The organism is Alteribacter natronophilus (assembly GCF_006007885.1).
In the GTDB taxonomy this organism is placed as follows: domain Bacteria; phylum Bacillota; class Bacilli; order Bacillales; family Salisediminibacteriaceae; genus Alteribacter; species Alteribacter natronophilus.
On sequence record NZ_VCRO01000006.1, the window covers coordinates 49,194 to 74,798 of the forward strand.

The window sequence follows — 25,605 nt, forward strand, 5'->3', positions numbered from 1 at the left end:
GCACTGCCTCTTCATTATCCGGGGATCACCTTATCAATATATGCAGACCTCTCCGACCAGGGTCTGAGAAAAAATCATCCTGCCATCCCTGTGAAAATCAACCGCTGTACGGAAGAAACGGCACCCTTTCCTTCCTATACTGAATGTAGAAACCAAAAACATTCAGTTACTAAAAGAAAGGGTGTTTTCCATGATTAAAACACTAATGAGTATTATCACTTCCTTCCGTCCAGCTGCGATCTGTTCACTCAATAAAGATAAAAAAGTCATCCATTCGGAACACTACAATCAGTTCCTGTCACAAAGATACTACCGCATCTGATTCTGTTAAGTGGCTGGGACAGAAGTATCTTCTTACGAAAATCCGAACAACCAATATGCGGTGCAGGGAAATCGCTCCTGAAATATTCGCCGCTTTCCGCGGGAAGCGGCTGAGCCTCCGCGTGCTTCGCTGCTTAAGGGGTTTCACCTGCGCTTTTCCTTCCGCAGGAGTCGGCGAATTTTCATCCGCTTATCAGCTTTTTGTTCGGATTTTAATCTAAACACTTCCCTTATGTCCCAGCCTCATTGCTCTTTCGGCAATACCTGATTATTATTTTGCTGTAACCTCAAAGGCACAACAGTAGCACATGCTGCTTCTAATGATAAAATGAAAGTTATCCAGCAAAAGAAAGGAGCCGGACCCATTGATCAGGCTTGATTTTTTTACCGAAAACGATTTCGAACAGCTGATGGGCTGGGTCAACGATACTTCCGAACGCTTTTTTATGCAGTGGAGCGGCCCCACATTTACATATCCTCTTACATGTGAGCAGCTGAAGGACTATATTAAAAACGCTGATCCCCCCGAAGGTGGAGACCGCATATATAAAGCTGTCCACCAGCCATCCGGTGAGACGATCGGACATCTCGCTATCAGAAAGATCGACCGCTTTCATAACAGCGCCAGACTGGGAAAAGTATTAATCGCACCTGAATGGCGTGGGATGGGACTTGCCGTTCCTATGATCGAAAAAGCGCTGACGGAAGCATTCGAGACAGAGCACCTCCACCGCCTGGCTCTTGGTGTGTTTTCCTTTAACAGACCGGCTTACAGGCTTTACAGGAAAGTGGGGTTTCGCGAAGAGGGGTACTTCCGTGACTTCAGGAGAGTCGGTGATGAGTACTGGGATATGTACGAGATGAGCATGCTGGCACCGGAATATAAAAAGAAAAAAGAAGGAAGCTGAAAGGAATAATCCCCGGCTTCCTTCTCTTTTTATGTTTTGAACTTCACCGGACAGGATAATCAGGAACAGCATTTACCCCCGGAAGGGTCACTTTTAAACCGCCCCTTTTCCGCCCCTTTTTCCTGGACGAACGTATTGGTTTCTCTGCTGTAGGTATGACTCCGTTTTCCGGTCGCGTCATCTTTTTTCCCAAGAGAGTCAAGGAGCGCCCCCGCGTCTTCAGGTTTCAGTCCTCTGTACCAGCTGCCTTCCGGGTAGGCTATCGCTACACAGTGATCGTCACAGCGCCCGTTGCATTTTGTTCTGGTCGTATGGATTTGATCATCCAGTCCCCGTTTTTTTATTTCATCCCTTACAGCTTTTGTCATATCATCTCCCCCGTTTTTTGCACAGGTTCCTCCATTACAGAGCAGCAGATGATGTTGTGTCCTGCTGAAATTCCACATTGCCACAGCCGATCTCTCCCTTATAAATTATTTCTCCCTCGCAGGTATTATAGAAAAAAAGCCTGCAGGGTAACACATCTTTATTAAGCTGAACGGGCACATTATTATATTAATATACTTTTATCGACTACTGGATATAGAGGACAACATTTCCAATTACCCCAGAAAAAGCGCGATAAAACGTAGTTTTTGGCGAATCAAATGTGACAAAAACAGCAGGAATGTTAAGAGAAATGACATCAGTTACAACTATATTTCAATTCCTTTAAGTTGCCCTTTTTCCATTGCTTTTCTATCAGCCGGATTGGTAGTATTAGACTCGTTAGCGAACACCAATGAAATATTAAGGAGGCTGACATATGAAAAGCTTTGGTTTATCCAAACTGAAAAAGCTGAGTCTGCCGGTTCTGGCTGCAGGCGCCTTTTTCTTTGCAGCACCGATGGTCAGTGAAGCTTCGGACAATGTATCCTTAGGTGACCGCCTTCTCCTTGAAGGCAAGGAAAACGCGCAGGTGGAGGAACTCCAGGAACTGCTTTCTGAGCGCGGATACTTAGAAGAAGATGCAGTTGACGGATTCTTTGATCGCGATACAAGGGACGCAGTAACAGCATTCCAGAAAGATTCCAACATTCTGGTAGATGGACTTGCAGGTGTACAGACGATTGGAGCTCTTGCCATTCTTCGTGAAGGTGATGAAGGTCCAGCAGTGGCAGCCCTTCAGGAAGACCTGAAAGAACTTGGTTACTTTGACAACAATGCAGATGGCGAGTTTGACCGGTCCACACACGACGCGGTAGTAGACTTCCAGTCTGCTGAGGATATTCTTGTAGATGGTCTTGCCGGACCACAAACTTACGGCACCCTTCACGCAGCACTTACCGGTTCCGGTGAAGCACGTGAAGAATCCGCTTCCGATTCTTCTTCTGAGAGTGGAAGCGAGAGCAGCTCCGATGAAGGAAGCACTTCTGAAGAAAGCACTTCAAGTGAAGACAGCTCTTCCAGCGAAAGCAGCTCTTCCGAAGAAAGCACTTCAACTGACGACAGTTCTTCCAGCGAGAGCAGCTCTTCCGAAGAAAGCACATCAAGTGACGACAGTTCTTCCAGCGAGAGCAGCTCTTCCGAAGAAAGCACTTCTTCTGAAGAAAGCAGCTCCGGTGACAGCAGTGAAGTAGGTGCTGTTTATGAGATGGAAGCAACTGCTTACACAGCTTACTGTGACGGATGCACAGGCATCACTTACACTGGCCAGGATCTTCGCGCCAACCCTGACAAGAAGGTTGTAGCTGTAGACCCTGACGTTATCCCGCTTGGTTCAACAGTATATGTTGAAGGCTATGGTGAAGCGATTGCCGGCGACATCGGCGGTGCGATCCAGGGTAACAGAATCGATCTTCACATGGCAACAAAAGAAGAAGCACTCGAATTCGGCCGTCGTACTGTAACAGTAGAAGTACTCGACTAATTGTAAAAACAGAGCATTAAAACCCGGTATTCCAATGTGAATACCGGGTTTGCTTTGTTATGTTCTCTTTCTTTTCCTCTGCCGGATCAGAAAAATGACAAGGAGTCCGGCAAGCCCGATTCTCCCCGTCAGGTGAAGAGCTTCCGAATCGTACATATACGCTGCCGCCAGCGCAGTCAGAAAGCAGATTACCCCAATCACATAAACAGGTATAAATACATCCTGTTTTTCCACGGCTATCACTCCCCTTACCTGATTGAAGCCATATCGCCAAGGATCAGCAGAAAAACAATGGATACGATCGGTACCGCTGTTACAAGAGCAAAGCCGGCAACCAGAATCAGCTGGGCTGTTTCCCTGAGCTTTTTGTCCGCCCCCGATTTGCGCACTGCCTCTCCTCCGAGCTTAAACATCCATATTTTCATCATGGCTGCCGGTGCAGCAATGAGTACCACCGGAATGACCGGATCGATCGTCCCCCTGCCGTCCATGAAGAAAAACAGCAGTACAACGCCGAGTATAAAAGGTGTCTCCATCAGTGCCGCTTTCAGGTAGAAAGGGCCCTGGGCTCGGGAGAGTTCTTCAGCGCCGCGTTTCCCTGATGCCACGGGCTTCATTATTTCGGAGAAAAGAAAATAGAAACAGACCATATAGCCGATGCTCGCGGCTGCAAATAAATATTCCACAGTATTCTCCCTCCAAAAAGCTCTGCAGGCCCCCATTAGTCCTGTAACAGTATATCATGTGACTGCCCGTCTGAATGTACGGATTTACGGATGTTCACTGCTTAGAGTTCTTACTTTTATCGCAGCACATCTCTTTGTTCAGCAGTAAATGCTCTATTTATGCCGTAATTCCCACCATGCTTTTTTGACACGGTTATGAATGATTTTATTTATAAGGTAATTCCTACGCTGCTCTTTTGACAGGTTTATGAACGCTTCTATTTATACCGTATTTCCCATGCCGCTCTTTTGACAGCGTTATAATGCTTCTATTAATACCGTAATTCCCACGCCACTCTTTTGACAGCGTTATAAATGCTTCTATTAATACCGTAATTCCCACGCCGCTCTTTTGACAAGGGTTGAATGGTTTTATTTAAAGGTAATTACCACACCTCTATTTTGACAGGGTTATAAATGCTTCTATTTATGCTGTTATCCCTGCCCTGCGCTTTTGAAACGGATATGAAATACTTACTTTCGCTGGAATCACTCTTTTGCCATTTTAAAGATCACCTGCCGCCTGTTCGGTTGCTAAAAAAATCCAGCAGTGCCATATTGTCGCGATTCGCAGCGTAATCCTTTAAAATGGGAAACAGAGAAAATGAGAATCAGAGGAGGAGCAGTCATGACGACGAAGATGATTCGTATGCTTACGATGGAAGACTATCCTTATATGAAAGCGATGGATACGGCAATTGAGGACGACTATATAAAACGGATTTTTGAAAGGCTGACGAGCGGCCCGCACAAACTGTACGGCATGTTTCTGGACGATCGTCTCGTAAGTGTTGGGGGATATTCCATTTTCGCAAGGAGCTACGCCATGCTCGGGCGTCTTAGAAGTGACCGGAACTACAGAGGCATGAATCATACAACCGAACTTCTTCGCTTTGTAAAAGAAGAGGCATTCAGGCTGGATGAGATCCGCTGGGCCGGTGCCAATACCCAGGAGGAAAACACAGCTGCCCGGCGCGTTCTTGAGAAGGCAGGGCTGACGCCGTGTGCAGTGCTTCACGGGGCAGTTACTAAAAATACAGCTGCTCTTGAAACAGGCTGCAGCACTTGGAAACCCGTTAAAACCGATACCGGAAAAAAACAGTGGCTCAAACACGTATTTACCGAGTCTGAAGCTGTTTTTCCATATGAATGCTACTATCCGTTCCCAGCATCGGATGACCTGTTCGTGGAGGATGCCATCAGGGACTGGAACTTTTACGAAAACAGTGATGGTACACGGGTACTCATTACAAAGTACGACCAGAAAAAGTATCACTACCTGCATGCAATTTACCCGTGGAACGATTTCACTGGGCAGCCCGGCCTCTGGGAAACGATCACTCAGGATTACCGGAAACTTGCGGCAGAACATACCGACGAGGAAACATACGTGTGGATGGACCTGACAAAAGAGGGGGTTAAGTCCCTCCCTGCAGAGCACCCGTTCAGGCTTCCGTCACCATGGATTCTTCACGGGGAAAAAAAGCCGGTTTAATTACAGCAGAAAAGAGAGGGAGCTCCCATGCAGCTCTCTCTCTTTTTATGTGACTTATTACTTCCCTGTCTCAGCAAAGTGCCGGATTCGGCTTCCAATTTCATCACGGACGCGCTGGAATACAGCCCACTTTTCTTCATCGGTTCCTTCTGCTTTCGCCGGATCATCAAATCCCCAGTGCACGCGTTCCCTGTCCGGAGGTGTTGCCGGACATACATCGCTGGCGTGGCCACAGAGAGTAACCACCAGGTCAGCACGGTCAAGGAGGTCTTTGTCAATCGTATCGGATGTCTGTTCGGAAATATCGATGTCCACTTCCTCCATAGCCTTTACGGCTTTCGGATTTACTCCGTGGGCCTTGATTCCTGCAGAATAAACTTCATATCTGTCACCAATGTAGTGCTTTCCCCACGCTTCAGCCATCTGGCTGCGGCAGGAATTTCCTGTACATAGAAAGTAGATTACCGGCTTTGTCATTTTAAATAACTCCTTTAAAGGGAAGTATTTTCAGGATCCTCTCCATTTTCAAGCCTATTATATAATCAAACATTTATATAATCAACCTCGAATGTTCACGGGATTGACGCAAAGTTGTGTGAGAGTTTCAAAAAGAGAGCATCTTTATTGACCCTGATAATCGTTTTCAATTATATTAATAGTGTACTTCTTCACAGGGGAAAAGCGATTCTTTTGGGTTAAAACAATCACGAAAGGATGGTATATATGCTCAGGAAGTCCATGACAATGCTCATTAACCAGAATAAAGAAGAAATCCTTAAAAATGAGCGCGAACTCGATCGTATTGAAGAGAAACTTGATCAGAAGCTGACACGAAAAACAACCCGGAAATTTGAAAACAAATAAAGATCAGGGCCTGATATGAACAATTCATATCGGGCCTTTTATTATTCTTCGATCATACCGGATTATTTCATGTCCTAACCCTCTTCACTGCCTAATACGATAGTGTAAAGGTGTGTGAGGGGACATGGTGCTGACTACTCTGCTTTTCTGTATGCTGATCGGGTTTGACGGTCTTCTGTGGGGCGCGATTATCGGCTATAAGCGCGTCTATTTTTCGTTGGGCCAGCTTCTGTTTCTTTCTGCCGGCGTGGGGGTAATCTTCTTTTTTACTTATCTGTTCGGCTCTCTTGTTGGCGTCGAGATCTCCACCTCACTTCTTAACCGACTGAGCGGCATGGTTTTTCTCGCTGTCGGTCTTCTGCAGCTCACCCACTCAGGCCGGTTTCTGTTTGCCAGGCTTGTGAGAAACCTGTTTATTATCGTCAATATTGATAATATCGGCTACGGAGTTGTGTCCGGTGTGCAGGAAGTGCATCCGGTTACCGGTGTATTTGTGGCAGCGGCATTTTTTGTGCTCTTTGTGTTCGGAATGGTTGCCGGCAGTTCGGCCCGGTTTAAATTTCTGGCGCGAAACAATAAGGTGCTGCCATCGCTGATTCTCATTGTGATCGGTACTTATAAGCTGCTGTTTTCATAGAGGGAGCGGCGAACGGAATTTTTGGGATGTATAATGGCTTACTGCCCTTCACACGGTTTTATTGTCCTCTGCTGCTTCCAGCGGCCGGGCCCAGCCGGGTCAGTACCCTTCATCCGAAAAAGCCTGCCCCACCAGTGGTGGAAGCAGACTTTTTTCATTGGCTGTTTTATCAAAGATTGTTGTTTTTCTACGCTACAGACCGACTCTTTCCGCGGGCAACACCTCAGCCTCCTCGGGAAAGTTCCTGCTTCTTCCTCTGCCAGTTAAGCTCCGCAGCCAGGTACGTCGAAGCAACTCGCAGATTAATCACGCAGTAAACGTTCGTCGCTGGGAGTTGCGGCCTTTCGCTCCGAAATTAATAATAGCAATAGCAACAATCTTTACGAAAAGAACTTTTTCATTTCACTTTAACCTTTTCCAGCTGATTTACATACTGCTCTCTCTCGACTGCTGAAATATTGGACGCTATCCGGTAATGAAAGGAGCTGTTTGGGTCGCTGAAACCTTCTTCAATCAGGACTTCATCCACAAACTGCGAATAAATCGCCGGCTCCACGCGAGGTTCTTCTCTCAGTTCGCCCATGAGGTAAATTGCGCTCTCCCCGCCCGGACTGACGGTCCCGTAATTGCTGTACTTGATTGAGTACTCCACCGCTTCACCGTCTGCTATTAATACCCGGATCCGCTCAGTACCCATCCGGCCGGAAAAATCCCTTACGCTAAGTATTGAATCCGCAAATTCCACTGCCGCCTCTTCCACGGTTTCTTTTTCCAGAATTTCCGTTTCCGCTCCGGCATAGGTAACGTACGTTACAAGGTCTCCTGTTGTACTGTGTGGATAGAGAAAAGTTCTCTCCTCCTCTGTAAAATGGAGATACAGCCCGCTGTGATCCACCCAGCCTTCCGCTATTTCCGTTGAGCCGTCGCCAAATACAAATTCAAAGCTGAAAGCCGGATCTGAAGAGGAGTATAAATTCCGCTCCTCTTTTTCGCCAAACAGGGTTTTCTGCAGGTCGTCCAGTGCATTCCGATCTGTTATACTCCTCTTTTCACTGCCGGTCACCGCATTACTTTCCGTATTTTCACGGTAGACGATCTGCTGCAGTCTGTCTGCTGCAACATCCGCGTGGTCCACTCCTGCCATTGAAGTTTCCGGATTTGCCGACTCCCGGCTGTCCAGAATGTATGAAGCGGTGACGACAAAGCCGATCAGGACGACAGCAGCTGTCAGGAGAGAAGCGGTCAGCCTGCTTTTTCGGGGTGGCGGTCCATCATCAGTCCCACCCGCCGCAGCTGTCAGGATTCCAAGGTATGTACGTTCTCTGTCTTCTTCTGATCTTTTCTGATTTTTAAGCTGTTTAAGCTGATCATCAAGTCTGCTCATGCAACCGGCCCCTTTCTTCCAGCTTCTTTTTCAGCTTTCCCATAGCTCTTTGTGTGGTCATTTTCACTTTGGATTCGGACCAGCCGAGAACTTCGGCTGTTTCCCCTGACGGAGAACTCCTGGATTTTTCTAAGGAGAATCACTTCCCGGTAACTGCGCTTCAGCTGTTGAAGTACTTCGTAAAGTTCATTCTTCTCTTCATTCCAGGTGATATGATCCTCTGTTGATGTATAGTAAAGCTGTTCAAAATCGTCCATCCGGTTCCTCCTTTCTCTCAATAGACGAGGAGTTACGAAAACCGGTCACGGTTTTCAGCCTCTTTTCTACAATACTTTTACATTAAGCAGACTTTCTATATGATAGAATGATAAAAGTCTATTCTATCAGTCAGGAGTATTTATATGTTCACAAGAGTCTTTGAAATCTTCTTAGTATCACTCCGGCTCGGTCTGACGTCCTTCGGCGGACCGGTTGCCCATCTTGGTTATTTTCACAATGAATACGTAAATCGGCGGAAGTGGCTCGATGATAAGGCCTACGCCGATCTCGTTGCACTGTCACAGTTTATCCCCGGTCCGGCGAGCTCCCAGGTTGGAATCGGCATCGGTCTGATGCGCGGCGGGCTGCCAGGGGCGTTTGCCTCGTTTGCCGGCTTTACTTTTCCCTCCGTGGCGATTCTGATCGGGTTTGCAGCGCTGCTTGAAATCTATGACCTGACACATGCGGGCTGGATTTACGGTCTTAAAATTGTCGCGGTCGCTGTCGTTGCCCACGCTGTGCTCGGCATGGGGAAGAAGCTAGCTCCCGACCGTGAGCGGGCAACCATTGCGCTTGTTACGCTTATGCTTGTGCTCCTCTGGCAGACCGTTTACAGCCAGGTTGCTCTGATCGTCCTCGCCGGGATTGCAGGTTACATCATCTATAAAGGGCGGGAAGCAGAGCGTGCGCCGGATATTCTGACGGGGCTCAGTTACCGTTTTGCCGCTGTCTGCCTCGGGCTGTTTTTCGCACTGCTGGCTCTTCTCCCTTTGGCACGGCAGCTTTTTGAAGCCCAGTGGCTTGCTCTTTTTGACAGTTTCTACCGAGCCGGTGCCCTCGTTTTCGGCGGTGGACACGTCGTTCTTCCGCTTCTCGAACGTGAAGTGGTACCTGCAGGTCTTATGGGAGCTGATGAATTCCTTGCCGGCTACGGAGCGGCGCAGGCCGTCCCCGGCCCTCTGTTTACGTTCGCATCCTATCTCGGCACTGTTGCCGGAGGGATCAGCGGCGGACTGATTGCTACAGCAGCGATCTTTCTTCCGGCATTTCTGCTCATCCTCGGCACACTTCCGTTCTGGGGTCAGATCCGGAAAAACCCGGTCATTCAGAGCGCCCTTTACGGTGTGAACGCAGCTGTGGTCGGAATCCTCGCTGCAGCACTCTATAACCCTATTTTTACGAGTGCTGTTGATACAGCAATTGATTTTGCTTTTGCCGCCGGCTTATTCGGACTGCTTGTGTACTGGAAAATGCCGGCCTGGTTCGTCGTTCTCGTCGGTATCATCGGCGGTGCCGTTATTTCCTGGCTTTTTTACGGCGAAATTCTGTTCGGACTGTAAAAAAACATACCAAAGACCGGCTGATATACTGCAGCCGGTCTTTTTGGATCCGTAATTAAGCTGTTGCCCATTTTCCCACGCTGTCCAGTGCGGACTGCTGGGGAAAATGCTTTTTGAAAATACGGTAATACAGCGCTTCCTGTTTGCTTCTGAGAGGAACAGAGTATTCTTTCTGAATCCGTTCAAACTCCACATCGGAAAACACTTCGCTCGCATAGGAATCCAGCACATCCAGTGCCCCGCTTCCTTCCGAGAATTCCTCCTTCGTTCTCCAGAGCACGTTTTCAGGAATCCAGCCGTCAAACGCTTTGCGCAGAAGCCATTTTTCCATGCGGTCTTTTTTATGCACTTTCAGATCCGCAGGAATTTTCAGGGCATCCTCAATAACCTTAAGATCAAGGAACGGCACCCGCAGCTCCAGGGAGTGGGCCATGCTCATCCGGTCTGCCCGCTGAAGGTTCACAAAATGCAGCACGTTAAGCATCCGGACAATTTCCTCATTCAGTTTGTTTGTATCCTGATACTCGCTAAGGTACTGGTAGCCGGCAAACAGTTCGTCGGCACCCTCACCAGAGAGAATGACCTTCACTTTGCTCGCTGCAAGTTTGGAGACAAAATAGTTCGGAACGGCACTCCGTACAAGTGACGGTTCGTACGACTCCAGGTGATAGATTACGTGCTCCATCGCTTCCACAAGCTCTTCCTGCGTATAAATATATTCATAGTGATCGGTTCCGAGATATTCCGCCACTTCCCTGGCACGCAGAATATCCGCGCTTCCTTCAGAACCGACGCAGAACGATTTAATCGGTTTGTCAGTATATTCGTTTGCGATCGCGGCAATCAGACTGCTGTCCAGACCACCGCTCAGAAGGACCCCGACCTCCACGTCAGCCATCAGACGTTTTTTCACCGCGCCAACCAGGTTCTCACGGATCACTTCAGTATGAACTTCCCAGTCATGGTTCGGTTCATCAATTTTCGGCGCTTCAATCTTCCGGTACGCCACAAAGCCTTTTTCCGGTGTGAAATAATGACCGTGAGGGAATTCGTGTGCATCGTCGATGAGAAGATACAGTGTCTTCAGTTCCGAGGAAAAATAGTAGTGCCCTTCCTCGTCACGGCCGTAGTAAAGCGGCTTAATACCAAGAGTGTCGCGCCCTGCCACGAAAGTGTTATTTTCCACATCGGCAATAAAATAACCGAACATGCCGTCAAGTTTCTCTATACTTCCCGCGCCTTCTTTTTCGTACAGCTTAAGGACTGCTTCACTGTCTGAATGGGTCAGGAATTCTTCGCCTTTCAGGTCTTCTTTTTTCAGTTGAAGATGATTGTAGATCTCGCCGTTGCAGACGAGCCATTTATTTTCACCGGCATTTGTAATCGGCTGAATGCCATCCTCCAGTCCGACAATGGACAGCCGCTGATGTCCGAGATGAAAGGCGTTCACATCGACATGCTTTCCTTCGTCCGGACCGCGGTGCTTCATACTTTCAAGCACTTTATCCATCATTTTTCCGTCTACTGGTCTCGTTGTTGCAAAAATGCCGCACATGAGAGTCACTCCTGTAAGTTTTGTCTGTTGAGTACGTGAAACAGTATACGAGAGTTTCCAGCTGGTTACAAATGCCGGAGCGATGGGCATGACTGCACTGTTTTTGGAATGCGGCAGGTTTTATCCTGCTGGGGACAGAGAGAGTATATTTTAGCCTATTAGGCGTATATTTGCCTGAAAATAAGGATTTTCAGAATGTAAGGGCTGTCATGGAAGTGGCTGGATGCTGAAAGTGATGCCTGAGCTTCAGCCTTCCATACCGTACAAAAGAAAAACGTCCGGCCATGCCGCCATCAGCAGCAGAAACCGGGCGTTTCATTATCACTATTCAATCGTAAACTCATCGGACAGGTGCTCGTGAATCTCATCGTTTTCAATGTGAATCACCACGTGATAGTCGCCTGTCTCCTCAAAATCATGGTCAAGAGTAAAGATACCTTCCCCTTCGTAATTCATATCTGACCAGGTACGCACTTCGTCTCCGTGCTGCCAGATTTCAAGGGTTACTTCACCGTCCTCAAGGGGCTCCCCGTCTTTTGTAACAGTAATTTCAATGCGGCCGTCCTGCTCAAGTGAATCAAAGTTTGTCTGCGCTTCTACAAGATCGGAGTGGTGATGGTGGTGGCCATTTCCGTCTCCGCTGTCGTGATCCTCGTGATCGTGATCACTGCTGTGATCATGGTCCTCCTCTTCTTCCACCACGTCACTGTCATCCACGTCACCCACTCTGATCTCGTGACGCGGCATCACGTGCTGGCCACGGGCTGTTACGTGGGGCACCACGAAATATATACCGTCTTCTTCAAACGTGTAGGGAGCTGTGTAAACGCCGTCTTCCACATTATCGTAGTCAATCATGTCACTTTCTTCCTGATTGCCCTGCACCCAGACTTCAAAAACAACCTCATCGGCATTGTTTACAGGATTGCCGTCCTGGGTAACTTCTGCTTCAAGAGTCCAGTCCCCCGGATCTCCCTCATCGTCCATGAGGACCTCGACATCAACCGGCCCGAATGTGTCTTCTTCGCCGGCGTTCGTGTTTTCCGGTTCCTCTTCCGTTCCACAGGCAGCTGCGATCAAAGCTGCACCGGCAAGCATTACGAGTAATTTTTTCATTTGATTTCTCTCCTTCAGACCTGTTTACTTTTTTCCTCCGCAGCAGCCGTCCACCGTCATCTGGCCGGTAAGCTCCTTAACAGCACCTTCCAGACTGTAAAGACTGCCGCCAAAGCCGCTCCTGAATTTTTCCGCCTGTTCCCTTGAGGAAAACGGAATGACCTGGGGGGAGCAGCACTGCATGACCGAATCCGCCCCGATCAGGAAAAACGTCATTTTTGCACTGATCGTCGTATCCGTTAGAAAGTCCTTACAGATGAACTGCGTTATTTCTTCCTGCAGATCATCAAAGCGGAGGATGCCGCAGTGGGCACAGCATAGATGTTCAACCCTGCCGTTCCTGTCAATAAGCTGAACCTGCTGGCGCCCTGCATTTGGCTTGTGACAGAACGTACAGGTCAGGGCATTCTCATTTATAACAGTCTGCTTTTTTGATACGCCGCGGCTGCTGCGCTCCAGTCTGCCATCTTTTTCGAGACGCTGGATATCACGGTAAACTGTCATCTCCGAGACACCGAGTCGCTGACTGAGATCGACTACACGGATATGCTGTTCTTCTTCAAGCCACGCAAGAATCTGTTGCTTTCGCTGATCCGGAAGCACCGGACATCCCTCCCTGATTGTATGTAAACGGTTCAGTATTCATTATAGACCTGGATGCATATCCTCTCAACGCAGTTCTGTGAATTTTTGTGAATAAATGATGAACGTTAACAGTGAGGTGAAACATGAAACCCTTAAGTGGTCCTTTCCGTAGTACAAATAAGCGTACATAAAGGAGCCGACATATTATGAGCACATTATATCACCGCGGAAGGGTGGATCCCGACAAACTGAATAAACTGCTGATTTCAGGGGTGGTTCTCGCCCTCCTCGCAACGTTTTTTCTTCCATTTGTTCTGATCGCCTTTATCCAGGACGCTGTTTATTTTTCACCGGATCACTGGCTGTTTCTGGCACCTGCTTCTGCCTTTTATGCCATTGGCGGTGCTTTTCTCTGGCTTGCCTTCCTTATGCTTGCCTACGTTGCTGTGTATCACATCCGTGACCGCAGGGGAAAAGAGGTTCCATACAAATGGGCATATGCAGCTGCGTCTGTCTTCGCTCTGCCGCTCATCGCCTTCGGGATCGCAAACTACTATTATATTGATGAATCCGGCATTCACTACAGCGCACTTACAACTTTCAGTGAAACGTCCATGCCGTGGGAATCAATCGAATCCATGCAGCCTGTGGGTGACGAAGAGGACTATATTGCGTATTACCTGTTTACGGCTGAAAACGGTGATTATTACATGATGCCGTATACGCAGGATTTTTCCCAGCAGCGGCCCCTCATTATGGGGGCACTGGAGGAGCACGGTGTTAAGATGCTTGAACAGACGTATGAGCCGGCCCTTCCCTGAATGAAAGGAGTATTATAATGTCCGAAGAGACACCACAGCAGAGACGTGAAAACATAAGGAAACAGGAACAGCAGAGGAATCCCGGCGGACATATGGCTGATGGATTTAACCGGGCCCGGACCGGCGGCCTGGCAGATGCGGCTGGAGAATCCGGATGGAAGGGCACCCTGATCTTTATATTGGTTCTCATCATCCTTCTCCTCATTTTGGCGGTTACGTAACACTAAAGAGAATGGACTCCCCGGTCATATTGGGGAGTCCTTCTTTCAGGTTTATAATCTTCTATATAAACTGCCAAAAGGAAAACACTCCCGGCAGGGAGTGCCTAATTCATACCTTCTGATATCTCTTTGTAAATTCTGCTGATTTCTTCTGGCACATCGGATTCGTTCAGCCGCTCTTCGGGCTTTTTCACAGACACTTCAATATGAATCCCATTCACCTCGGTCTGAAAGGAAAGGAAACCCGTTTCCCCGCTTGCAATAACCGAATAGCGGAATTCCCGCCCGTCCACCACCGTTTCATTTTCAAAAGGCTCGTGAAAAGCATACGGACTCTGAATCAGTACAATCCGGTAGTCTTCAAAATCTTCATAGGGACCGTACACACGACGTATATCAAACTCTTCTTCGTACCCTTCCTCCATCTCCATCAGCTGACGGTTTCTCCCCACATCCTCTTCATTCACGTAATAAATGTCCACCCGCTCCTCCTCGCCTTCACCCGACGCAGCATCAACCGCTGTAATCAGGTAGCCCTCGAGATCCGGAATCGTATAGTCAAAACTCACTTCCCCATCAAGTATATTTGGGTTCATTTCGGACTCCACTTCATCCGAGCAGGCGGCAAATAATAGGATAAGAAGTATGAGGAGCGCGGCCTTCCCCATGGAAGCTCCCTCCCTGCTGAAAATACTGTTACTCTTTGTATTCGATTTCATAGTATGGATATCCTTCCTCTTCCTCAGGCACCGGTTCAGCTTTGAATAAAAGTATTTTGATTCGGGATTAGCATTCCATACCATTCTGCAACGGCATGTCTGACGTTCCCCAATGTCATCTGTGCGTCTGTCCTTCCTTCAGAAAACGTGCGTCACAATCTGGGCCAGACTGTAAAAAGCGCTCAGCGTCACAATAATGAGCCCTGTGTTTCTGATCCAGCCGAGCGGCATCTGCTGAATAAAAAGTCCGAGTGTCCAGATGACTGCCGGATACAGGTACAATGTGCCCGGTTCTTCACTCATCTGACCGGTCATCCCGAGCACGGCATAAACCCCAACAACGACGAAAGCAGCTGCGTTCACAAGTCCCTGCCATCTCACTTTCGCGTCCCCCTTTTCTGCTGTACACGTGAGTGGACGAGTACGCAGAATATGCTGTTTTAAGTTTATGCAGGGGCAGGATGTCCTTATCTGTAAAACTTGCACGTTTTTCCATTTTGTTCACCTTACCATACTAATCCAGGAAAAAATGAAATTTTAATCACTTTTGACGAAATCCCATGTTTTACAAAAGCCTGAAACGGAAAAATTATAAACAAGACACTTTCTAAACCGAGTTATATGGTTTAAAATAAAGTTATAAGGAGATAAACAGAGGTAACCACCACTTAGACCACTTAATAGGTACTTACCACTGTTATATCCTGATTTTCACCATGGAGGGATCATCATGCGTCTGACATTTCTTACTTTTGCATCTGTCTTTTTCTTCGCTGTAGTCGGCCACTTTATCGGCTGAAAAAATCGATTTCACTTTATCTGAAAGAGAGACTTTCCCGTGTTAAACAGGAAGTCTCTCTTTTTTGGTTTACCTCGACAAATTTCCCACAACTTCTCCCTTCCGCTGCTTTATTCTGGTAAAACAACCATACATAATCTCTCACAAACTCTTCATATGAATATACATCAACAGCCTGTAACCGCTGCTCCATCCTTTACCCTACGAAAGGAGCGAACTGATGAGCCATTTTCTTGAGCAGCTGAAAGAAGTAAGCATTGCCATACTTCCAATGGTTCTAGTGGTAACAGTACTTCAGTATACACTCATCGGACTTCCCCAGGAGGTATTTATACAGTTTCTGATCGGTGTCCTGTTTGTTGGGATTGGCCTGTTTCTTTTCCTTGTTGGGGTACACATCGGGCTGCTTCCCATCGGGGAATTAATCGGCTCCTCACTTCCCCGGATCAGAAAAACCTGGCTGATTATCGGTGTCGGTTTTTTCCTTGGTCTTGTTGTTACCATTGCTGAACCGGACGTACGGGTGCTTGCGTATCAGGTTGATCAGGTTTCCGATGGGGCAATTCCAAACCTGCTTCTCGTCTACACTGTCGCCCTTGGTGTTGCTGTTTTTGTAGCCCTCGCCATGATCAAGATGATGCTCAATCTGTCGTTTGTAAAACTCCTTGCCGGAGGATACGGTCTTGTCTTCCTGCTTGCGCTCTTCACCCCAGCCCAATTTCTTCCTATCAGTTTTGATGCGGGCGGTGTCACTACAGGTCCCATGACGGTTCCATTCATCCTTGCTCTCGGCGTTGGAGTTGCTTCCGTGCTTCGGGCGAAGGACAGCTCCCGGACCAGTGACGGCTTCGGTTTTGTTGCCCTCGCTTCCATCGGACCAATTCTTGCCGTAATGGTCCTGGGGGTGATATTCGGGTGATTTCACATGCCTTCGCAGGATTCAGTCACGTTCTTATCGAAGTTGCTCTCGCAGTTTTTCCACTTGTCCTGTTTTTTATCATCTTCCAGGTTGCCTTTCTGCGCCTGTCCATGAAAAAAGTATGGACGATGATGTTCGGTATTGTACTTACGTTTATCGGCCTTTCGTTTTTTCTCCAGGGAGTCAGTATCGGGTTTTTCCCCGCTGGTCTTGAAATCGGTGCAATCCTTGGCCAGCGTGAGCACGTATGGATTTACCTGCCACTTGTGGGGCTGGTTCTCGGTTTCGTCGCCACATTCGCCGAACCCGCCATCCGGATTTTAAACCATGAGGTGGAAAAAGTGACTGCGGGTTCCATTCCGGGAAAAGTGCTGCTTCTGACTCTTTCTATTGGTGTTGCGGTCTCCATCGCCCTCTCCATGGTCAGAATTTTATCCGGGATTCCGCTTTGGACGATCCTGGTGCCGGGTTACACCGCAGCACTTGTGATGATCCGTTATTCGCGGAAGCGGTTCGTGTCCATCGCATTTGATGCGGGCGGTGTAGCTACCGGCCCCATGACAGTTACATTTATTATGGCGATCGCCGTGGGAGTTGCCAATGTCACAGAGGGCCGTGACCCGCTCCTTGACGGTTTCGGTATGATTGCCACGGTGGCCCTTACGCCGATTATATCGGTTCTTGTACTCGGACTTCTTTACACCAGAAAGGAGGACACCGGCCATGGCACCTCAGAAAAAACATTACAAACTCGTGATCACGATCGTGAAAAAGAAACAAGCCAATAAAGTTGTGTCAGCAGCAAAACGGGGAGGTGCCGAAGGGGGCACGATCCTTTTAGGATCCGGTCTCGGCATAAGGGAAAAGGAATCGTTTTTCGGGATTGATTTGATGTATGAAAAAGAGATTGTGCTGACGCTGATCCCCGAGGACCGCCTTGCCGGTGTACTTGAGCAGATCAATCATTCCGCAAAACTTTACAGAAAGGGAACCGGTCTCGGTTTTGTTCTGGATGTACTCGGAGTTCGCGGTATCGTTCACAGCCGGCTGGATCTCGATCTGGATGAGGAGGCGCTGGATAATATGCCAGGAGATAACGTGCAGTTTGAACTTATAGTTACAATCGTGAATAAAGGGGATGCAGGAACCGTAGTGGATGCCTCCCGCAGAGCAGGGGCAGAAGGCGGGACGATTCTCTCCGGGCGCGGGTCGGGGATCCATGAACAGGCAAAGCTTCTTGCCATGATTATCGAACCTGAGAAGGAGATCGTGCTGACGCTTGTGACCCGGGATAAGGTGCGCCAGGTGCTGCACCGCATTGAGGAGGAGGCGGGTCTCAATCAGCCGGGAAAGGGAATAGCGTTTATTCTTCCGGTGGAGGAGACAATCGGGATTAATCACTGATCTTCTGTTTTTCAGGGCTGGGTCAGTCGGGGCTGGAGTTATCGATTGAACCGTAGCAGCGGTACTCTTCTGTTTTCTCCGGCTTGGGATGTGCTTCGGGGTCTGTCGTATTAAAACTGCTGCATGTCACCCCGGTTTTGATGTGATTCGGGCTTTATCGTATTATAACTGCTGGATTGCCTCCCGGTTTTGATACGACTCGGCCTTTTTCGTATTAAAACGCCTGCATTTCACCCCGGTTATGATGTGATTCGGGCTTTATCGTATTATAACTGCTGGATTGCCTCCTGGTTTTAATACGACTCGGGCTTTTTCGTATTAAAACTCCTGCATGTCACCCCGGTTATGATGCGACTCGGGCTTTTTCGTATTATAACTGCTGGATTGCCTCCCGGTTTTGATACGACTCGGCCTTTATCGTATTAAAACGCCTGCATGTCACCCCGGTTATGATACGACTCGGGCTTTTTCGTATTAAAACTCCTGCATGTCACCCCGGTTTTGATGTGATTCGGCAAGCTTCCAAAAACGCAAAAAACCGGACTGACGCTCAGTCCGGTTTATCACTTTTATTATTATCCCATCACTTTGTTAAGCGGCGGAACGATCTGTTTTTTGCGTGAGACGACGCCCTTCAGGACGGCCGTTTTGTTGTCCAGCTTAACATCATAAGCTTTTTCCACCTGATCCGCAGCATCACCTTCAACGAGGATTGTACTGTCGTTGGACAGAATGTCAGTGACCACCAGCATAAACAGGTCAAGGCCTTTATCGGAAACAGTGCCTGCAATTGCTTCTTCAAGCTCGCTGCGGCGGGCAAATACCTCTTCTGTGTCCACCGTGTTCACCTGGGCAATTTCCACCTTGCCCGAGCCCATGGAGAATTCCTTGGAGTCAATGGAAATCAGCTGCTCTGCTGACTTGTTATCCAGATTTGCCCCTGCCTTCAGCATTTCCAGGCCGTACTCCTCAGCATCAACGCCGGCGATCTCTGCCAGTTCCTTCGCTGCCGCCACGTCTTCGTCAGTGCACGTCGGGGATTTGAACAGAAGGGAGTCGGAAATGATCGCAGACAGCATCAGACCTGCCGTTTCAGGCTTAATGTCCACGCCGTTTTCCTTGTACAGCTTGTTGAGAATTGTCGCTGTACACCCTACCGGCTCAGCGCGGAAATAAAGGGGATCCTTCGTTTCAAAGTTCGCCACTTTGTGATGGTCGATCACTTCAAGAATCTGCACGTCCTCAATGTCATCAACGCTCTGCTGACGCTCGTTATGGTCGACAAGGATGACCTTCTCCACATCACTTCCTGCTTTTTCGATGAGACGCGGGGCTTCAGCCTTAAAGCGGTCAAGGGCATACTGCGTTTCATCAGCCACCTCCCCCAGGCGGACCGGCTCTGCGTCCCACCCAAGAGCTTTTTTAAGCTCGGCATATGCGATTGCGGAGCAGATCGTATCAGTGTCAGGATTTTTATGTCCAAAAATCAGTACTTTTTCGTTTGCCATCGTATTCAGACTCCTTTTTCCAACATACTTAAGTATTTTTGACTATCCTCTGCCATTTTAACAAGGCAGAGGCAAAATATCATCTCCAAATTACAGATCCGCCTTCATGGTCCACGAAGTTCCTTCTTCTCCCACTTTTTGAAAACCGTATTTTTCATAGAGAAGTCTCGCGGGATTCCGTGGATCCACGCTTAAACTGAGGGCAGCACTCCCCTCCTGCCGCGCTTTATCCACCAGGGTCTCAACGAGTATTTTCCCGATCCCTTCTCCCCGATATTCAGTCAGCACTGCGAGTCCGCTCACCACCGGAACTGAGTCGTCAACATACCCGTAAGTTTTAGTTTCACTGTTCATCCTGCGCATCCAGATCGCACCTACAGGCTTCTCCCCCGCCACGGCGATCCAGCCACGGTCCCCTTTCCTGCCCCATTCGCTTAGGAAAAGGCCAATTCCCCTGATCTCGAGAATCGTCGGGTCCGGCCGCTCTTCTCCTTCATGTATGTAGACAGACTGATAGAGCATTTCCTCCATAAACGGCAGATCCTGCTTAGTTGATTCGCGGATTGTAACCGGAGATTGATGGTACTTCCAGTCCTCATCTGCAAGGGATTTATGCCACTTTTCCTTCGGCAGACTCATCATAAGCTCAATCAGATTGCCTTCCGGATCGCGGAGATGAGCCGTAGCTATTCCCCACTCCGACTGTTCGGTTACAGGAGTTACATCCGCTCCTTTTGCCTGGAGATCCGCAGCAGTCTGCCCGAGATCCTCCACTCTCAGGATAATGGCAAACTGGTCCTGGGATTGAGCCTTTACCGGAAGATCTCCGGTTCCAACAGCTTCAGCCATGAACTCCCGTTTAAACAGAGCAATCGTATCATTTTCGTTCAGGGCAAAACTTGCGTACGCACTGTCAGGCTCCCCCCATGTGCAGGTAAGTCCAAGCGTCTTCCTGTAAAAGGTGTAGCATTCTTCAAATCTGGTTACAAGCAGTCTGATATTATCCAGCTTCATACACTTTGTCCCTCTTTCATCCGTTTGTCTTCCAACTCATTAATTTCGGCAGATAAGCGAAAACTCCTCTTTATGCAATGCACCACTTCCCCAGTTTTTCATAACGTAATTATCATGACATCCGTTTATTTACACAGGAGGGACGAACACAATGAACAACGATATCCCCCAGCTCGCATTCGGCATTAACAGAGAGATGATCAGGAATATTGCCCGTTCGATTGATAATGAATACACTGCGGTTATCTGCTATGAGGGACTGATGCAGATGGCACCTGACGAGTACTCTGCATACCGGATTATGAGGATCCGGGAGGACAATATGAGGCACTACCAGGCGTTTTCACAGATCTTTACGATGGTCACCGGTCATCAGCATCAGCCGCAGATGACCCGGGAATGCCCGCAGGACTTCCGGGAAGGCTCACGTGCAGCTTTTATTGATGAACAGGAAAATGTGGAGTTTTACTTAAGAATAGCCGAAGAAGCTGACATTCCTTTTGTACGGCGCTCCTACCGCCGGGCATCCTCCGATGACCAGAACAGTGCTACGTGGTTTCTGTACTTTCTGACCCTGTAATTTCATCCTGCTTTTCCTTAGGACCTGATCCTTTTTCAGCATGCGTCAAAGCCGGATGGAATCCGATTTCCACCCGGCTTTTATCTAAGCTCTTTTCGGAAAGATTGCTGTTCCCATGACGCTACAGGCGGACGCTTTCCGCGGGCAGGGCTTCAGCCTCCTCGGGAAAAGCGCCCTGCGGGGTCTTCTGCTCCTGCTTATCCCGCTGGAGTCGCCGCCTTTCGTTCCATATATTTTTGTTAAAGCAATAACCTTTACGAAAACAGCTAGAATCTATGTACGAGGGACCACTTAAAGTGGTTCTCTGTATTCAGGGAAATCAAATACCCATTTAAACCAGAAACTCTGGAGCAGGTTCTGTGCTCCATGGTACAGCTCATAAGTCCGTTTGTATTCCTGACGCTGGACATACGGCAGCGCGATCCCCTGTTCCTCGGCTTCATTCAGTGCCGGCTCGAGGGTTTCCAGCTTATCTCCTGTAGACTGAATCATCTGGAATGTCATATAGGACATGCCGAAATACAGGGTTATTAACGGGATCATCAGACCCCAGAAAAACAGACTTCGGACAAGGCCGTGCAGCAGACCTCTCATCTCACCTTTCCCCATTTCATGCTGAAGTTTTATGCTTGTTTCAGTATATGTCCATGCACTGGGGAAGGTGCCGTCTTAACAGGCCTAAAGACTCAGGACCATCAGCAGTTCATCATAGTATGTTCCATTTACCCGGAGCGCTCTTTCCTCGAGCCCGTACTCCTGAAATCCAAGAGAGCGGTACAGTTTCACAGCTGGTGTATTTGTCTTCACCACTGCCAGATGGAGCTGTTCCACCTCCCGCAGCCTCAGGGCGGTACCGATCGCCTCCTCGAGCAGATTACGGCCTGCTCCTCTTCCTCTTACATCAGGGGAAACGTACATACCGAAAACGTCAGCACGGTGACGCATCTTCAGCTTTTCATTTTCCACAACTGAAACCATTCCCGCAAGCTGGTGGGCGTTGTGGAAATAACCAAGTGTGACAGCGGTACTGGATGCTAAGCGGCGGCGGTATTTTTCCACCGTATAGTGCTTTTCCTCCTCATAACTCGAGGAAAACGACTCAGGGTTGGTTTTCAGGGCTTCAAGCCGCAGTCTTCGGAGCTTTTCAGCGTGTTCTTCAGTTAAACGCATAATTGTCATCTCTGCCACTCCTCTCTGATTAACCGTTAATTATACCGGTCTGGAAGAGAACTGGGAACAGGTCTTCTTCACTTTATTTATGCAGTCACTGGAACCGATCCTGCCTTTGCAAAATCAGGAAAGCCTGCAGAGCACCACCCTGAAGAACAAAAGCCCTGACACCACAAAAAAACACCCGGGGCATACTGGCCCGGCTGCTGATTTACTGGATTTATTCAGGACGGTCCGTCCACCGTCCTGTTCTCTTATTACCTCTGAGGCATCTCCCAATCCCCGTATAGCCACTGAAGACGTTCTTCCTGGAGTCTGTCGATCTCTTTTTTCAGCTGAACCAGTCGTTCATCAGCGCGTTTCAGTTCCTCGTTCATCAGCATAATCAGCATTCTTTCCTCAGAATCTTCCAGTGCAGACTTTTCAGGTACAGTCCCGTCAGGCCCCGCCTCAATTACGGCATCGTCGTTCATTCGTGCTCTCCTTTCCAAAATGAGAGAAAGTGCCTTATATCCCGTGCTAACGACGTCCGGCTGGCTGTCATTGGCGGTATCGCCTTCCAGGACCCGGATATTCCGCTGCTGTCACGTTTATAAAACCTGAAATTCTCATCTCTGATATTATACCCTGATCCGCTTTTTTTCAACATTGTAAATACTGTCGAAAACACCTTTATTTCTCGACACAAACCACTAAAATCAGAAGATTCCCATTATCGTTGACACTCGCTCCGATTCACGATAAAGTAAATATGTACCAACCAAACTTAACAATGAAGTCCACTGGGGGCGCTTTCGAGCTGAGATAAGGAACATGCCTTGGTCCCTTTGAACCTGATCTGGTTAATACCAGCGTAGGGAAGTGGAGACGGCTGCACATGCCTTGTTTCATATGTTTACCTGTGCAGACTGCTCCATTCCGGCGCAGTCTTTTTTGCTGTGTACGGAATGATCCGGGGCTCCCCCGCCGCCCGTGTGGCTTCAAAATCAGAGGAGGAATCTGAATGTCTTTTTCACAGAAACTGCGTCAGGAAGCTGCCCACATCTTTGAAGCCGTGTACCGCCACCCGTTCGTCCAGGAAATCGGTAAAGGAACGCTCGGGAAAGACCAGCTGATTCACTATGTCAAACAGGATTTTGAGTACTTAAACGCTTATATCCACACCCGGGGGCTTGCCATCAGTAAGTGCACCGAGCGAAAGGACATGGCCATGTTCAGTGAAGGCATTGAATTTATCCTGAACAGCGAAATCCATCCGCACAACAACTTCTGCCGCGTGGCCGAAGTTGATTACGAGGAGCTGCAGGGCTATGCACTTGCCCCGACTGCCCAGCACTATACCCGGCACATGCTGAACGTGGCCCAGAACGGCACCCTTGCCGAAATTATCGCTGTGAGCCTGCCGTGTCCGTGGATCTACATGGACATCGGTGAGCGCCTGATGCAGGACTTCACACCGGATGACCACCATCCGTTCAACGAGTGGATCCGCTTTTACGGTGAAGGCACCCGCGACCACATGCAGCCGTACCTCGACCGTCTCGATGAGCTCGCTGAACACGCAAGTGAAGGTGAGCGCACCCGTATGAAAGAACACTTCATGCTCAGCTGCCAGCTCGAATACATGTTCTTCGATATGGCCTACACCCTCCAGGACTGGCCGGTAAAAAAAGAAGCATCTGTCTCGAATTAGGAAAACAGGAGAGCCGCGGAGCAGAAAATGCCCCGCGGCTCTTCACGTATCTGACCGTAAAATAGAATAAATGTGTGCATCATGAGATTCGCCTCTCTGATAAAGATACCCTCTCAGCGTCCCTTCGAAGCGGAACCCGCATTTCTGCAGAAGCCGGCTGGATGCTTCATTTTCCGGAAACGTAACAGCTCCAATCCGGTATAAACCGAGTTCATCAAAAGCATATCGGATAACTTCTGTTAAAGCTTCCGATCCGTAACCCTGACGTGAAAAAAAGGGATGAATCTCAAACCCTGTTTCTGCTCTCCTGGAAGAAATCCGCAGTTCATTGAGCCCGATAGTTCCGATACACTGGTCCGTATCTTTCTGAATCATCACCCACCGTATGCCGGCGCATGTCATATAGTTTGTACGGTGTTTCTCAATAACCCTTGCCGTCTCTTCGTAACTGACCACCGGGTCCATGCCGTAATATTTCATTACATCACGCCTGCCCAGAATATCATACAGCTCCTTTGTGTAGCCGTAATGAACCTCTTCAAGCTTCAGTCGTTCTGTTTCGAGCACTGGAAATGCCAATCGAAGAACCTCTCTCTTTTTTGTAGTCAGGCCCACCCAGCGGATAAACGGCTGATGTATTATTAAGTTTTTCGCAGAGTATCATAGTCCTGGACCGCGTCCATTTGAATGATCGCAGTGTCTCTCTTTATCTCCCCTTCTGGGCGGAACGTGTAAACCCTTTATTTCCCGGTAATTTTACAAAGTTGATTGAATTGCGGGCAGAGCAGAAAAAGCGCAGCCGGCCTGCGCCAGCTGCTGCCGATCATACACTTGGAAGAAGTGGTTTATAAGACCTACCAGCCGGGCTGGAATTTAGGCGAGTCCGTTCACTTCACTCTCTTTCTTCGGCGTAATGAATAGGCTCGGGCTCTATCGTATTATTTTTCTTTCTTTTTTCTGCGTTAGGATGCGATTCCGGCTTTATCGCATTATTTCTCTCTCTTTTTTCTCCGTTTTAATACGATTCCGGCTTTAGCGTATTATTTCTCTTTCTTTTTTCTCCGTTATAATACGATTCCGGCTTTATCGTATTATTTCTCTTTTCTTTTTCTGCGTTTTGATACGATTCCGGCTCTATCGTATTATTTCCCTTTCTTCTTTCTGCGTTTTGATACGATTCCGGCTCTATCGTATTATTTCCCTTTCTTCTCTCTGCGTTTTAATACGATTCAGGCTTTAGCGTATTATTTCTCTTTCTTTTTTCTCCGTTATAATACGTTTCCGGCTCTATCGTATTATTTCCCTTTCTTCTTTCTGAGTTTTGATACGATTCCGGCTCTATCGTATTATTTCCCTTTCTTCTTTCTGCGTTTTGATACGATTCCGGCTCTATCGTATTATTTCCCTTTCTTCTTTCTGCGTTTTGATACGATTCCGGCTCTATCGTATTATTTCCCTTTCTTCTCTCTGCGTTTTAATACGATTCAGGCTTTAGCGTATTATTTCTCTTTCTTTTTTCTCCGTTATAATACGTTTCCGGCTCTATCGTATTATTTCCCTTTCTTCTTTCTGAGTTTTGATACGATTCCGGCTCTATCGTATTATTTCCCTTTCTTCTTTCTGCGTTTTGATACGATTCCGGCTCTATCGTATTATTTCT

General features: G+C 48.2%; 31 protein-coding genes and 1 riboswitch. Of the genes, 13 read left to right on the forward strand and 18 right to left on the reverse strand.

Annotation, left to right across the window (positions count from 1 at the left end; translation table 11 throughout):
- Positions 1 to 686 precede the first annotated feature (686 nt).
- On the forward strand, positions 687 to 1,229 hold the full coding sequence (locus FGB90_RS16655; protein WP_138812000.1) for a GNAT family N-acetyltransferase: 543 nt from the start codon (positions 687 to 689) through the stop codon (positions 1,227 to 1,229).
- Positions 1,230 to 1,288: 59 nt separating this feature from the next.
- Here FGB90_RS16655 and FGB90_RS16660 read toward each other — a convergent pair whose 3' ends face one another.
- Positions 1,289 to 1,597, reverse strand: a complete 309-nt coding sequence (locus FGB90_RS16660; protein WP_138812001.1) for a (2Fe-2S) ferredoxin domain-containing protein — start codon at positions 1,595 to 1,597, stop codon at positions 1,289 to 1,291.
- A 437-nt stretch (positions 1,598 to 2,034) separates the two neighbouring features.
- On the opposite strand from FGB90_RS16660, the gene FGB90_RS16665 reads away from it, so the two are divergent.
- Positions 2,035 to 3,138, forward strand: coding sequence for a peptidoglycan-binding protein (locus FGB90_RS16665; RefSeq protein WP_138812002.1), 1,104 nt, complete (start codon positions 2,035 to 2,037; stop codon positions 3,136 to 3,138).
- Between the two features lie 57 nt (positions 3,139 to 3,195).
- On the opposite strand, the gene FGB90_RS19775 is transcribed toward FGB90_RS16665, so the two are convergent.
- Both FGB90_RS19775 and FGB90_RS16670 read right to left on the reverse strand, forming a co-directional pair.
- On the reverse strand, positions 3,196 to 3,372 hold the full coding sequence (locus tag FGB90_RS19775; RefSeq protein ID WP_171051891.1) for a hypothetical protein: 177 nt from the start codon (positions 3,370 to 3,372) through the stop codon (positions 3,196 to 3,198).
- 14 nt (positions 3,373 to 3,386) lie between these two features.
- Positions 3,387 to 3,824, reverse strand: coding sequence for a hypothetical protein (locus FGB90_RS16670; protein ID WP_138812003.1), 438 nt, complete (start codon positions 3,822 to 3,824; stop codon positions 3,387 to 3,389).
- Between the two features lie 667 nt (positions 3,825 to 4,491).
- On the opposite strand from FGB90_RS16670, the gene FGB90_RS16675 reads away from it, so the two are divergent.
- A complete protein-coding gene (locus FGB90_RS16675; protein WP_138812004.1) occupies positions 4,492 to 5,358 on the forward strand; it encodes a GNAT family N-acetyltransferase in 867 nt (288 codons plus the stop codon).
- A gap of 57 nt (positions 5,359 to 5,415) precedes the next feature.
- On the opposite strand, the gene arsC is transcribed toward FGB90_RS16675, so the two are convergent.
- Complete coding sequence (gene arsC / locus FGB90_RS16680; RefSeq protein ID WP_138812005.1) at positions 5,416 to 5,835, reverse strand: arsenate reductase (thioredoxin); 420 nt, start codon at positions 5,833 to 5,835, stop codon at positions 5,416 to 5,418.
- A gap of 246 nt (positions 5,836 to 6,081) precedes the next feature.
- Here arsC and FGB90_RS16685 point away from each other — a divergent pair, with 246 nt between their 5' ends.
- Both FGB90_RS16685 and FGB90_RS16690 read left to right on the forward strand, forming a co-directional pair.
- Entirely contained in the window at positions 6,082 to 6,222 is a 141-nt protein-coding gene (locus FGB90_RS16685; RefSeq protein ID WP_138812006.1) for an FbpB family small basic protein, read from the forward strand.
- Between the two features lie 124 nt (positions 6,223 to 6,346).
- Positions 6,347 to 6,859 (forward strand): hypothetical protein, encoded by a 513-nt coding sequence (locus tag FGB90_RS16690; protein WP_138812007.1) that lies wholly within the window; start codon positions 6,347 to 6,349, stop codon positions 6,857 to 6,859.
- A gap of 397 nt (positions 6,860 to 7,256) precedes the next feature.
- On the opposite strand, the gene FGB90_RS16695 is transcribed toward FGB90_RS16690, so the two are convergent.
- Both FGB90_RS16695 and FGB90_RS16700 read right to left on the reverse strand, forming a co-directional pair.
- On the reverse strand, positions 7,257 to 8,243 hold the full coding sequence (locus tag FGB90_RS16695) for a hypothetical protein (protein ID WP_138812008.1): 987 nt from the start codon (positions 8,241 to 8,243) through the stop codon (positions 7,257 to 7,259).
- Positions 8,240 to 8,500: a sigma-70 RNA polymerase sigma factor region 4 domain-containing protein gene (locus FGB90_RS16700; RefSeq protein ID WP_138812009.1), complete on the reverse strand. Its 261-nt coding sequence runs from the start codon at positions 8,498 to 8,500 to the stop codon at positions 8,240 to 8,242. Before FGB90_RS16700 ends, FGB90_RS16695 begins: the two co-directional genes overlap by 4 nt.
- A 144-nt stretch (positions 8,501 to 8,644) precedes the next feature.
- Between FGB90_RS16700 and chrA the strand changes: the two genes are divergently transcribed.
- Positions 8,645 to 9,841 carry a chromate efflux transporter gene (gene chrA / locus FGB90_RS16705; RefSeq protein ID WP_138812010.1) on the forward strand — a complete coding sequence of 399 codons (1,197 nt, stop codon included), beginning with the start codon at positions 8,645 to 8,647 and terminating at the stop codon, positions 9,839 to 9,841.
- A gap of 55 nt (positions 9,842 to 9,896) precedes the next feature.
- On the opposite strand, the gene asnB is transcribed toward chrA, so the two are convergent.
- From asnB to FGB90_RS16720, 3 genes are all read right to left on the reverse strand, one after another.
- Positions 9,897 to 11,396: an asparagine synthase B gene (gene asnB, locus FGB90_RS16710; RefSeq protein ID WP_138812011.1), complete on the reverse strand. Its 1,500-nt coding sequence runs from the start codon at positions 11,394 to 11,396 to the stop codon at positions 9,897 to 9,899.
- Positions 11,397 to 11,720: 324 nt separating this feature from the next.
- A complete protein-coding gene (locus FGB90_RS16715) occupies positions 11,721 to 12,512 on the reverse strand; it encodes a FixH family protein (RefSeq protein WP_138812012.1) in 792 nt (263 codons plus the stop codon).
- A 24-nt stretch (positions 12,513 to 12,536) separates the two neighbouring features.
- Positions 12,537 to 13,115 (reverse strand): DeoR family transcriptional regulator, encoded by a 579-nt coding sequence (locus FGB90_RS16720; protein ID WP_138812013.1) that lies wholly within the window; start codon positions 13,113 to 13,115, stop codon positions 12,537 to 12,539.
- 188 nt (positions 13,116 to 13,303) lie between these two features.
- On the opposite strand from FGB90_RS16720, the gene FGB90_RS16725 reads away from it, so the two are divergent.
- Entirely contained in the window at positions 13,304 to 13,918 is a 615-nt protein-coding gene (locus FGB90_RS16725) for an Asp23/Gls24 family envelope stress response protein (RefSeq protein ID WP_138812014.1), read from the forward strand.
- Between the two features lie 17 nt (positions 13,919 to 13,935).
- Positions 13,936 to 14,139 carry a DUF6366 family protein gene (locus FGB90_RS16730; protein ID WP_138812015.1) on the forward strand — a complete coding sequence of 68 codons (204 nt, stop codon included), beginning with the start codon at positions 13,936 to 13,938 and terminating at the stop codon, positions 14,137 to 14,139.
- A gap of 104 nt (positions 14,140 to 14,243) precedes the next feature.
- On the opposite strand, the gene FGB90_RS16735 is transcribed toward FGB90_RS16730, so the two are convergent.
- Together FGB90_RS16735 and FGB90_RS16740 are read right to left on the reverse strand one after the other, a co-directional pair.
- Positions 14,244 to 14,807 carry a hypothetical protein gene (locus FGB90_RS16735; protein WP_138812016.1) on the reverse strand — a complete coding sequence of 188 codons (564 nt, stop codon included), beginning with the start codon at positions 14,805 to 14,807 and terminating at the stop codon, positions 14,244 to 14,246.
- Positions 14,808 to 14,996: 189 nt separating this feature from the next.
- On the reverse strand, positions 14,997 to 15,239 hold the full coding sequence (locus tag FGB90_RS16740) for a hypothetical protein (RefSeq protein WP_138812017.1): 243 nt from the start codon (positions 15,237 to 15,239) through the stop codon (positions 14,997 to 14,999).
- A 638-nt stretch (positions 15,240 to 15,877) separates the two neighbouring features.
- On the opposite strand from FGB90_RS16740, the gene FGB90_RS16745 reads away from it, so the two are divergent.
- Genes FGB90_RS16745 through FGB90_RS16755 form a run of 3 tightly spaced genes read left to right on the forward strand, consistent with a single transcriptional unit; the run spans position 15,878 to position 17,980 of the window.
- On the forward strand, positions 15,878 to 16,576 hold the full coding sequence (locus FGB90_RS16745; RefSeq protein WP_138812018.1) for a DUF1538 domain-containing protein: 699 nt from the start codon (positions 15,878 to 15,880) through the stop codon (positions 16,574 to 16,576).
- Entirely contained in the window at positions 16,573 to 17,364 is a 792-nt protein-coding gene (locus FGB90_RS16750) for a DUF1538 domain-containing protein (protein WP_138812019.1), read from the forward strand. Before FGB90_RS16745 ends, FGB90_RS16750 begins: the two co-directional genes overlap by 4 nt.
- Positions 17,300 to 17,980, forward strand: coding sequence for a P-II family nitrogen regulator (locus FGB90_RS16755; RefSeq protein WP_138812020.1), 681 nt, complete (start codon positions 17,300 to 17,302; stop codon positions 17,978 to 17,980). The genes FGB90_RS16750 and FGB90_RS16755 overlap by 65 nt, the downstream gene beginning before the upstream one ends.
- 575 nt (positions 17,981 to 18,555) lie before the next feature.
- On the opposite strand, the gene FGB90_RS16760 is transcribed toward FGB90_RS16755, so the two are convergent.
- Entirely contained in the window at positions 18,556 to 19,488 is a 933-nt protein-coding gene (locus FGB90_RS16760) for a manganese-dependent inorganic pyrophosphatase (RefSeq protein ID WP_138812021.1), read from the reverse strand.
- A 90-nt stretch (positions 19,489 to 19,578) separates the two neighbouring features.
- Positions 19,579 to 20,502 carry a GNAT family N-acetyltransferase gene (locus FGB90_RS16765; protein ID WP_138812022.1) on the reverse strand — a complete coding sequence of 308 codons (924 nt, stop codon included), beginning with the start codon at positions 20,500 to 20,502 and terminating at the stop codon, positions 19,579 to 19,581.
- A gap of 151 nt (positions 20,503 to 20,653) precedes the next feature.
- Between FGB90_RS16765 and FGB90_RS16770 the strand changes: the two genes are divergently transcribed.
- Positions 20,654 to 21,082 (forward strand): ferritin-like domain-containing protein, encoded by a 429-nt coding sequence (locus tag FGB90_RS16770; protein ID WP_138812023.1) that lies wholly within the window; start codon positions 20,654 to 20,656, stop codon positions 21,080 to 21,082.
- 291 nt (positions 21,083 to 21,373) lie between these two features.
- Here FGB90_RS16770 and FGB90_RS16775 read toward each other — a convergent pair whose 3' ends face one another.
- The 3 genes from FGB90_RS16775 to FGB90_RS16785 all read right to left on the reverse strand — a co-directional run bounded on the left by FGB90_RS16775 (position 21,374) and on the right by FGB90_RS16785 (position 22,725).
- Positions 21,374 to 21,676, reverse strand: a complete 303-nt coding sequence (locus FGB90_RS16775) for a hypothetical protein (protein WP_138812024.1) — start codon at positions 21,674 to 21,676, stop codon at positions 21,374 to 21,376.
- Between the two features lie 84 nt (positions 21,677 to 21,760).
- Positions 21,761 to 22,261: a GNAT family N-acetyltransferase gene (locus tag FGB90_RS16780; protein WP_138812025.1), complete on the reverse strand. Its 501-nt coding sequence runs from the start codon at positions 22,259 to 22,261 to the stop codon at positions 21,761 to 21,763.
- A 248-nt stretch (positions 22,262 to 22,509) separates the two neighbouring features.
- Entirely contained in the window at positions 22,510 to 22,725 is a 216-nt protein-coding gene (locus FGB90_RS16785; RefSeq protein ID WP_138812026.1) for a hypothetical protein, read from the reverse strand.
- A 301-nt stretch (positions 22,726 to 23,026) separates the two neighbouring features.
- A riboswitch (TPP riboswitch) is annotated at positions 23,027 to 23,129 on the forward strand.
- Between the two features lie 126 nt (positions 23,130 to 23,255).
- On the opposite strand from FGB90_RS16785, the gene tenA reads away from it, so the two are divergent.
- Positions 23,256 to 23,945 carry a thiaminase II gene (gene tenA, locus FGB90_RS16790; protein WP_138812027.1) on the forward strand — a complete coding sequence of 230 codons (690 nt, stop codon included), beginning with the start codon at positions 23,256 to 23,258 and terminating at the stop codon, positions 23,943 to 23,945.
- 42 nt (positions 23,946 to 23,987) lie between these two features.
- On the opposite strand, the gene FGB90_RS16795 is transcribed toward tenA, so the two are convergent.
- Positions 23,988 to 24,524, reverse strand: coding sequence for a GNAT family N-acetyltransferase (locus tag FGB90_RS16795; protein ID WP_171051892.1), 537 nt, complete (start codon positions 24,522 to 24,524; stop codon positions 23,988 to 23,990).
- A gap of 895 nt (positions 24,525 to 25,419) precedes the next feature.
- Positions 25,420 to 25,605, reverse strand: a 186-nt coding sequence (locus FGB90_RS19850; protein WP_210237255.1) for a hypothetical protein, incomplete at its 5' end; no start/stop codon positions are given.

Excerpts from the sequence above, each read along its gene's own strand:
- FGB90_RS16660 (WP_138812001.1), bottom strand. The coding sequence starts at position 1,597 with ATGACAAAAGCTGTAAGGGATGAAATAAAAAAACGGGGACTGGATGAT.
- FGB90_RS16665 (WP_138812002.1), top strand. The coding sequence starts at position 2,035 with ATGAAAAGCTTTGGTTTATCCAAACTGAAAAAGCTGAGTCTGCCGGTT.
- FGB90_RS16675 (WP_138812004.1), top strand. The coding sequence starts at position 4,492 with ATGACGACGAAGATGATTCGTATGCTTACGATGGAAGACTATCCTTAT.
- arsC (WP_138812005.1), bottom strand. The coding sequence starts at position 5,835 with ATGACAAAGCCGGTAATCTACTTTCTATGTACAGGAAATTCCTGCCGC.
- FGB90_RS16685 (WP_138812006.1), top strand. The coding sequence starts at position 6,082 with ATGCTCAGGAAGTCCATGACAATGCTCATTAACCAGAATAAAGAAGAA.
- FGB90_RS16690 (WP_138812007.1), top strand. The coding sequence starts at position 6,347 with ATGGTGCTGACTACTCTGCTTTTCTGTATGCTGATCGGGTTTGACGGT.
- FGB90_RS16695 (WP_138812008.1), bottom strand. The coding sequence starts at position 8,243 with ATGAGCAGACTTGATGATCAGCTTAAACAGCTTAAAAATCAGAAAAGA.
- FGB90_RS16700 (WP_138812009.1), bottom strand. The coding sequence starts at position 8,500 with ATGGACGATTTTGAACAGCTTTACTATACATCAACAGAGGATCATATC.
- chrA (WP_138812010.1), top strand. The coding sequence starts at position 8,645 with ATGTTCACAAGAGTCTTTGAAATCTTCTTAGTATCACTCCGGCTCGGT.
- asnB (WP_138812011.1), bottom strand. The coding sequence starts at position 11,396 with ATGTGCGGCATTTTTGCAACAACGAGACCAGTAGACGGAAAAATGATG.
- FGB90_RS16715 (WP_138812012.1), bottom strand. The coding sequence starts at position 12,512 with ATGAAAAAATTACTCGTAATGCTTGCCGGTGCAGCTTTGATCGCAGCT.
- FGB90_RS16725 (WP_138812014.1), top strand. The coding sequence starts at position 13,304 with ATGAGCACATTATATCACCGCGGAAGGGTGGATCCCGACAAACTGAAT.
- FGB90_RS16730 (WP_138812015.1), top strand. The coding sequence starts at position 13,936 with ATGTCCGAAGAGACACCACAGCAGAGACGTGAAAACATAAGGAAACAG.
- FGB90_RS16735 (WP_138812016.1), bottom strand. The coding sequence starts at position 14,807 with ATGGGGAAGGCCGCGCTCCTCATACTTCTTATCCTATTATTTGCCGCC.
- FGB90_RS16745 (WP_138812018.1), top strand. The coding sequence starts at position 15,878 with ATGAGCCATTTTCTTGAGCAGCTGAAAGAAGTAAGCATTGCCATACTT.
- FGB90_RS16755 (WP_138812020.1), top strand. The coding sequence starts at position 17,300 with ATGGCACCTCAGAAAAAACATTACAAACTCGTGATCACGATCGTGAAA.
- FGB90_RS16760 (WP_138812021.1), bottom strand. The coding sequence starts at position 19,488 with ATGGCAAACGAAAAAGTACTGATTTTTGGACATAAAAATCCTGACACT.
- FGB90_RS16765 (WP_138812022.1), bottom strand. The coding sequence starts at position 20,502 with ATGAAGCTGGATAATATCAGACTGCTTGTAACCAGATTTGAAGAATGC.
- FGB90_RS16770 (WP_138812023.1), top strand. The coding sequence starts at position 20,654 with ATGAACAACGATATCCCCCAGCTCGCATTCGGCATTAACAGAGAGATG.
- FGB90_RS16775 (WP_138812024.1), bottom strand. The coding sequence starts at position 21,676 with ATGAGAGGTCTGCTGCACGGCCTTGTCCGAAGTCTGTTTTTCTGGGGT.
- FGB90_RS16780 (WP_138812025.1), bottom strand. The coding sequence starts at position 22,261 with ATGACAATTATGCGTTTAACTGAAGAACACGCTGAAAAGCTCCGAAGA.
- FGB90_RS16785 (WP_138812026.1), bottom strand. The coding sequence starts at position 22,725 with ATGAACGACGATGCCGTAATTGAGGCGGGGCCTGACGGGACTGTACCT.
- tenA (WP_138812027.1), top strand. The coding sequence starts at position 23,256 with ATGTCTTTTTCACAGAAACTGCGTCAGGAAGCTGCCCACATCTTTGAA.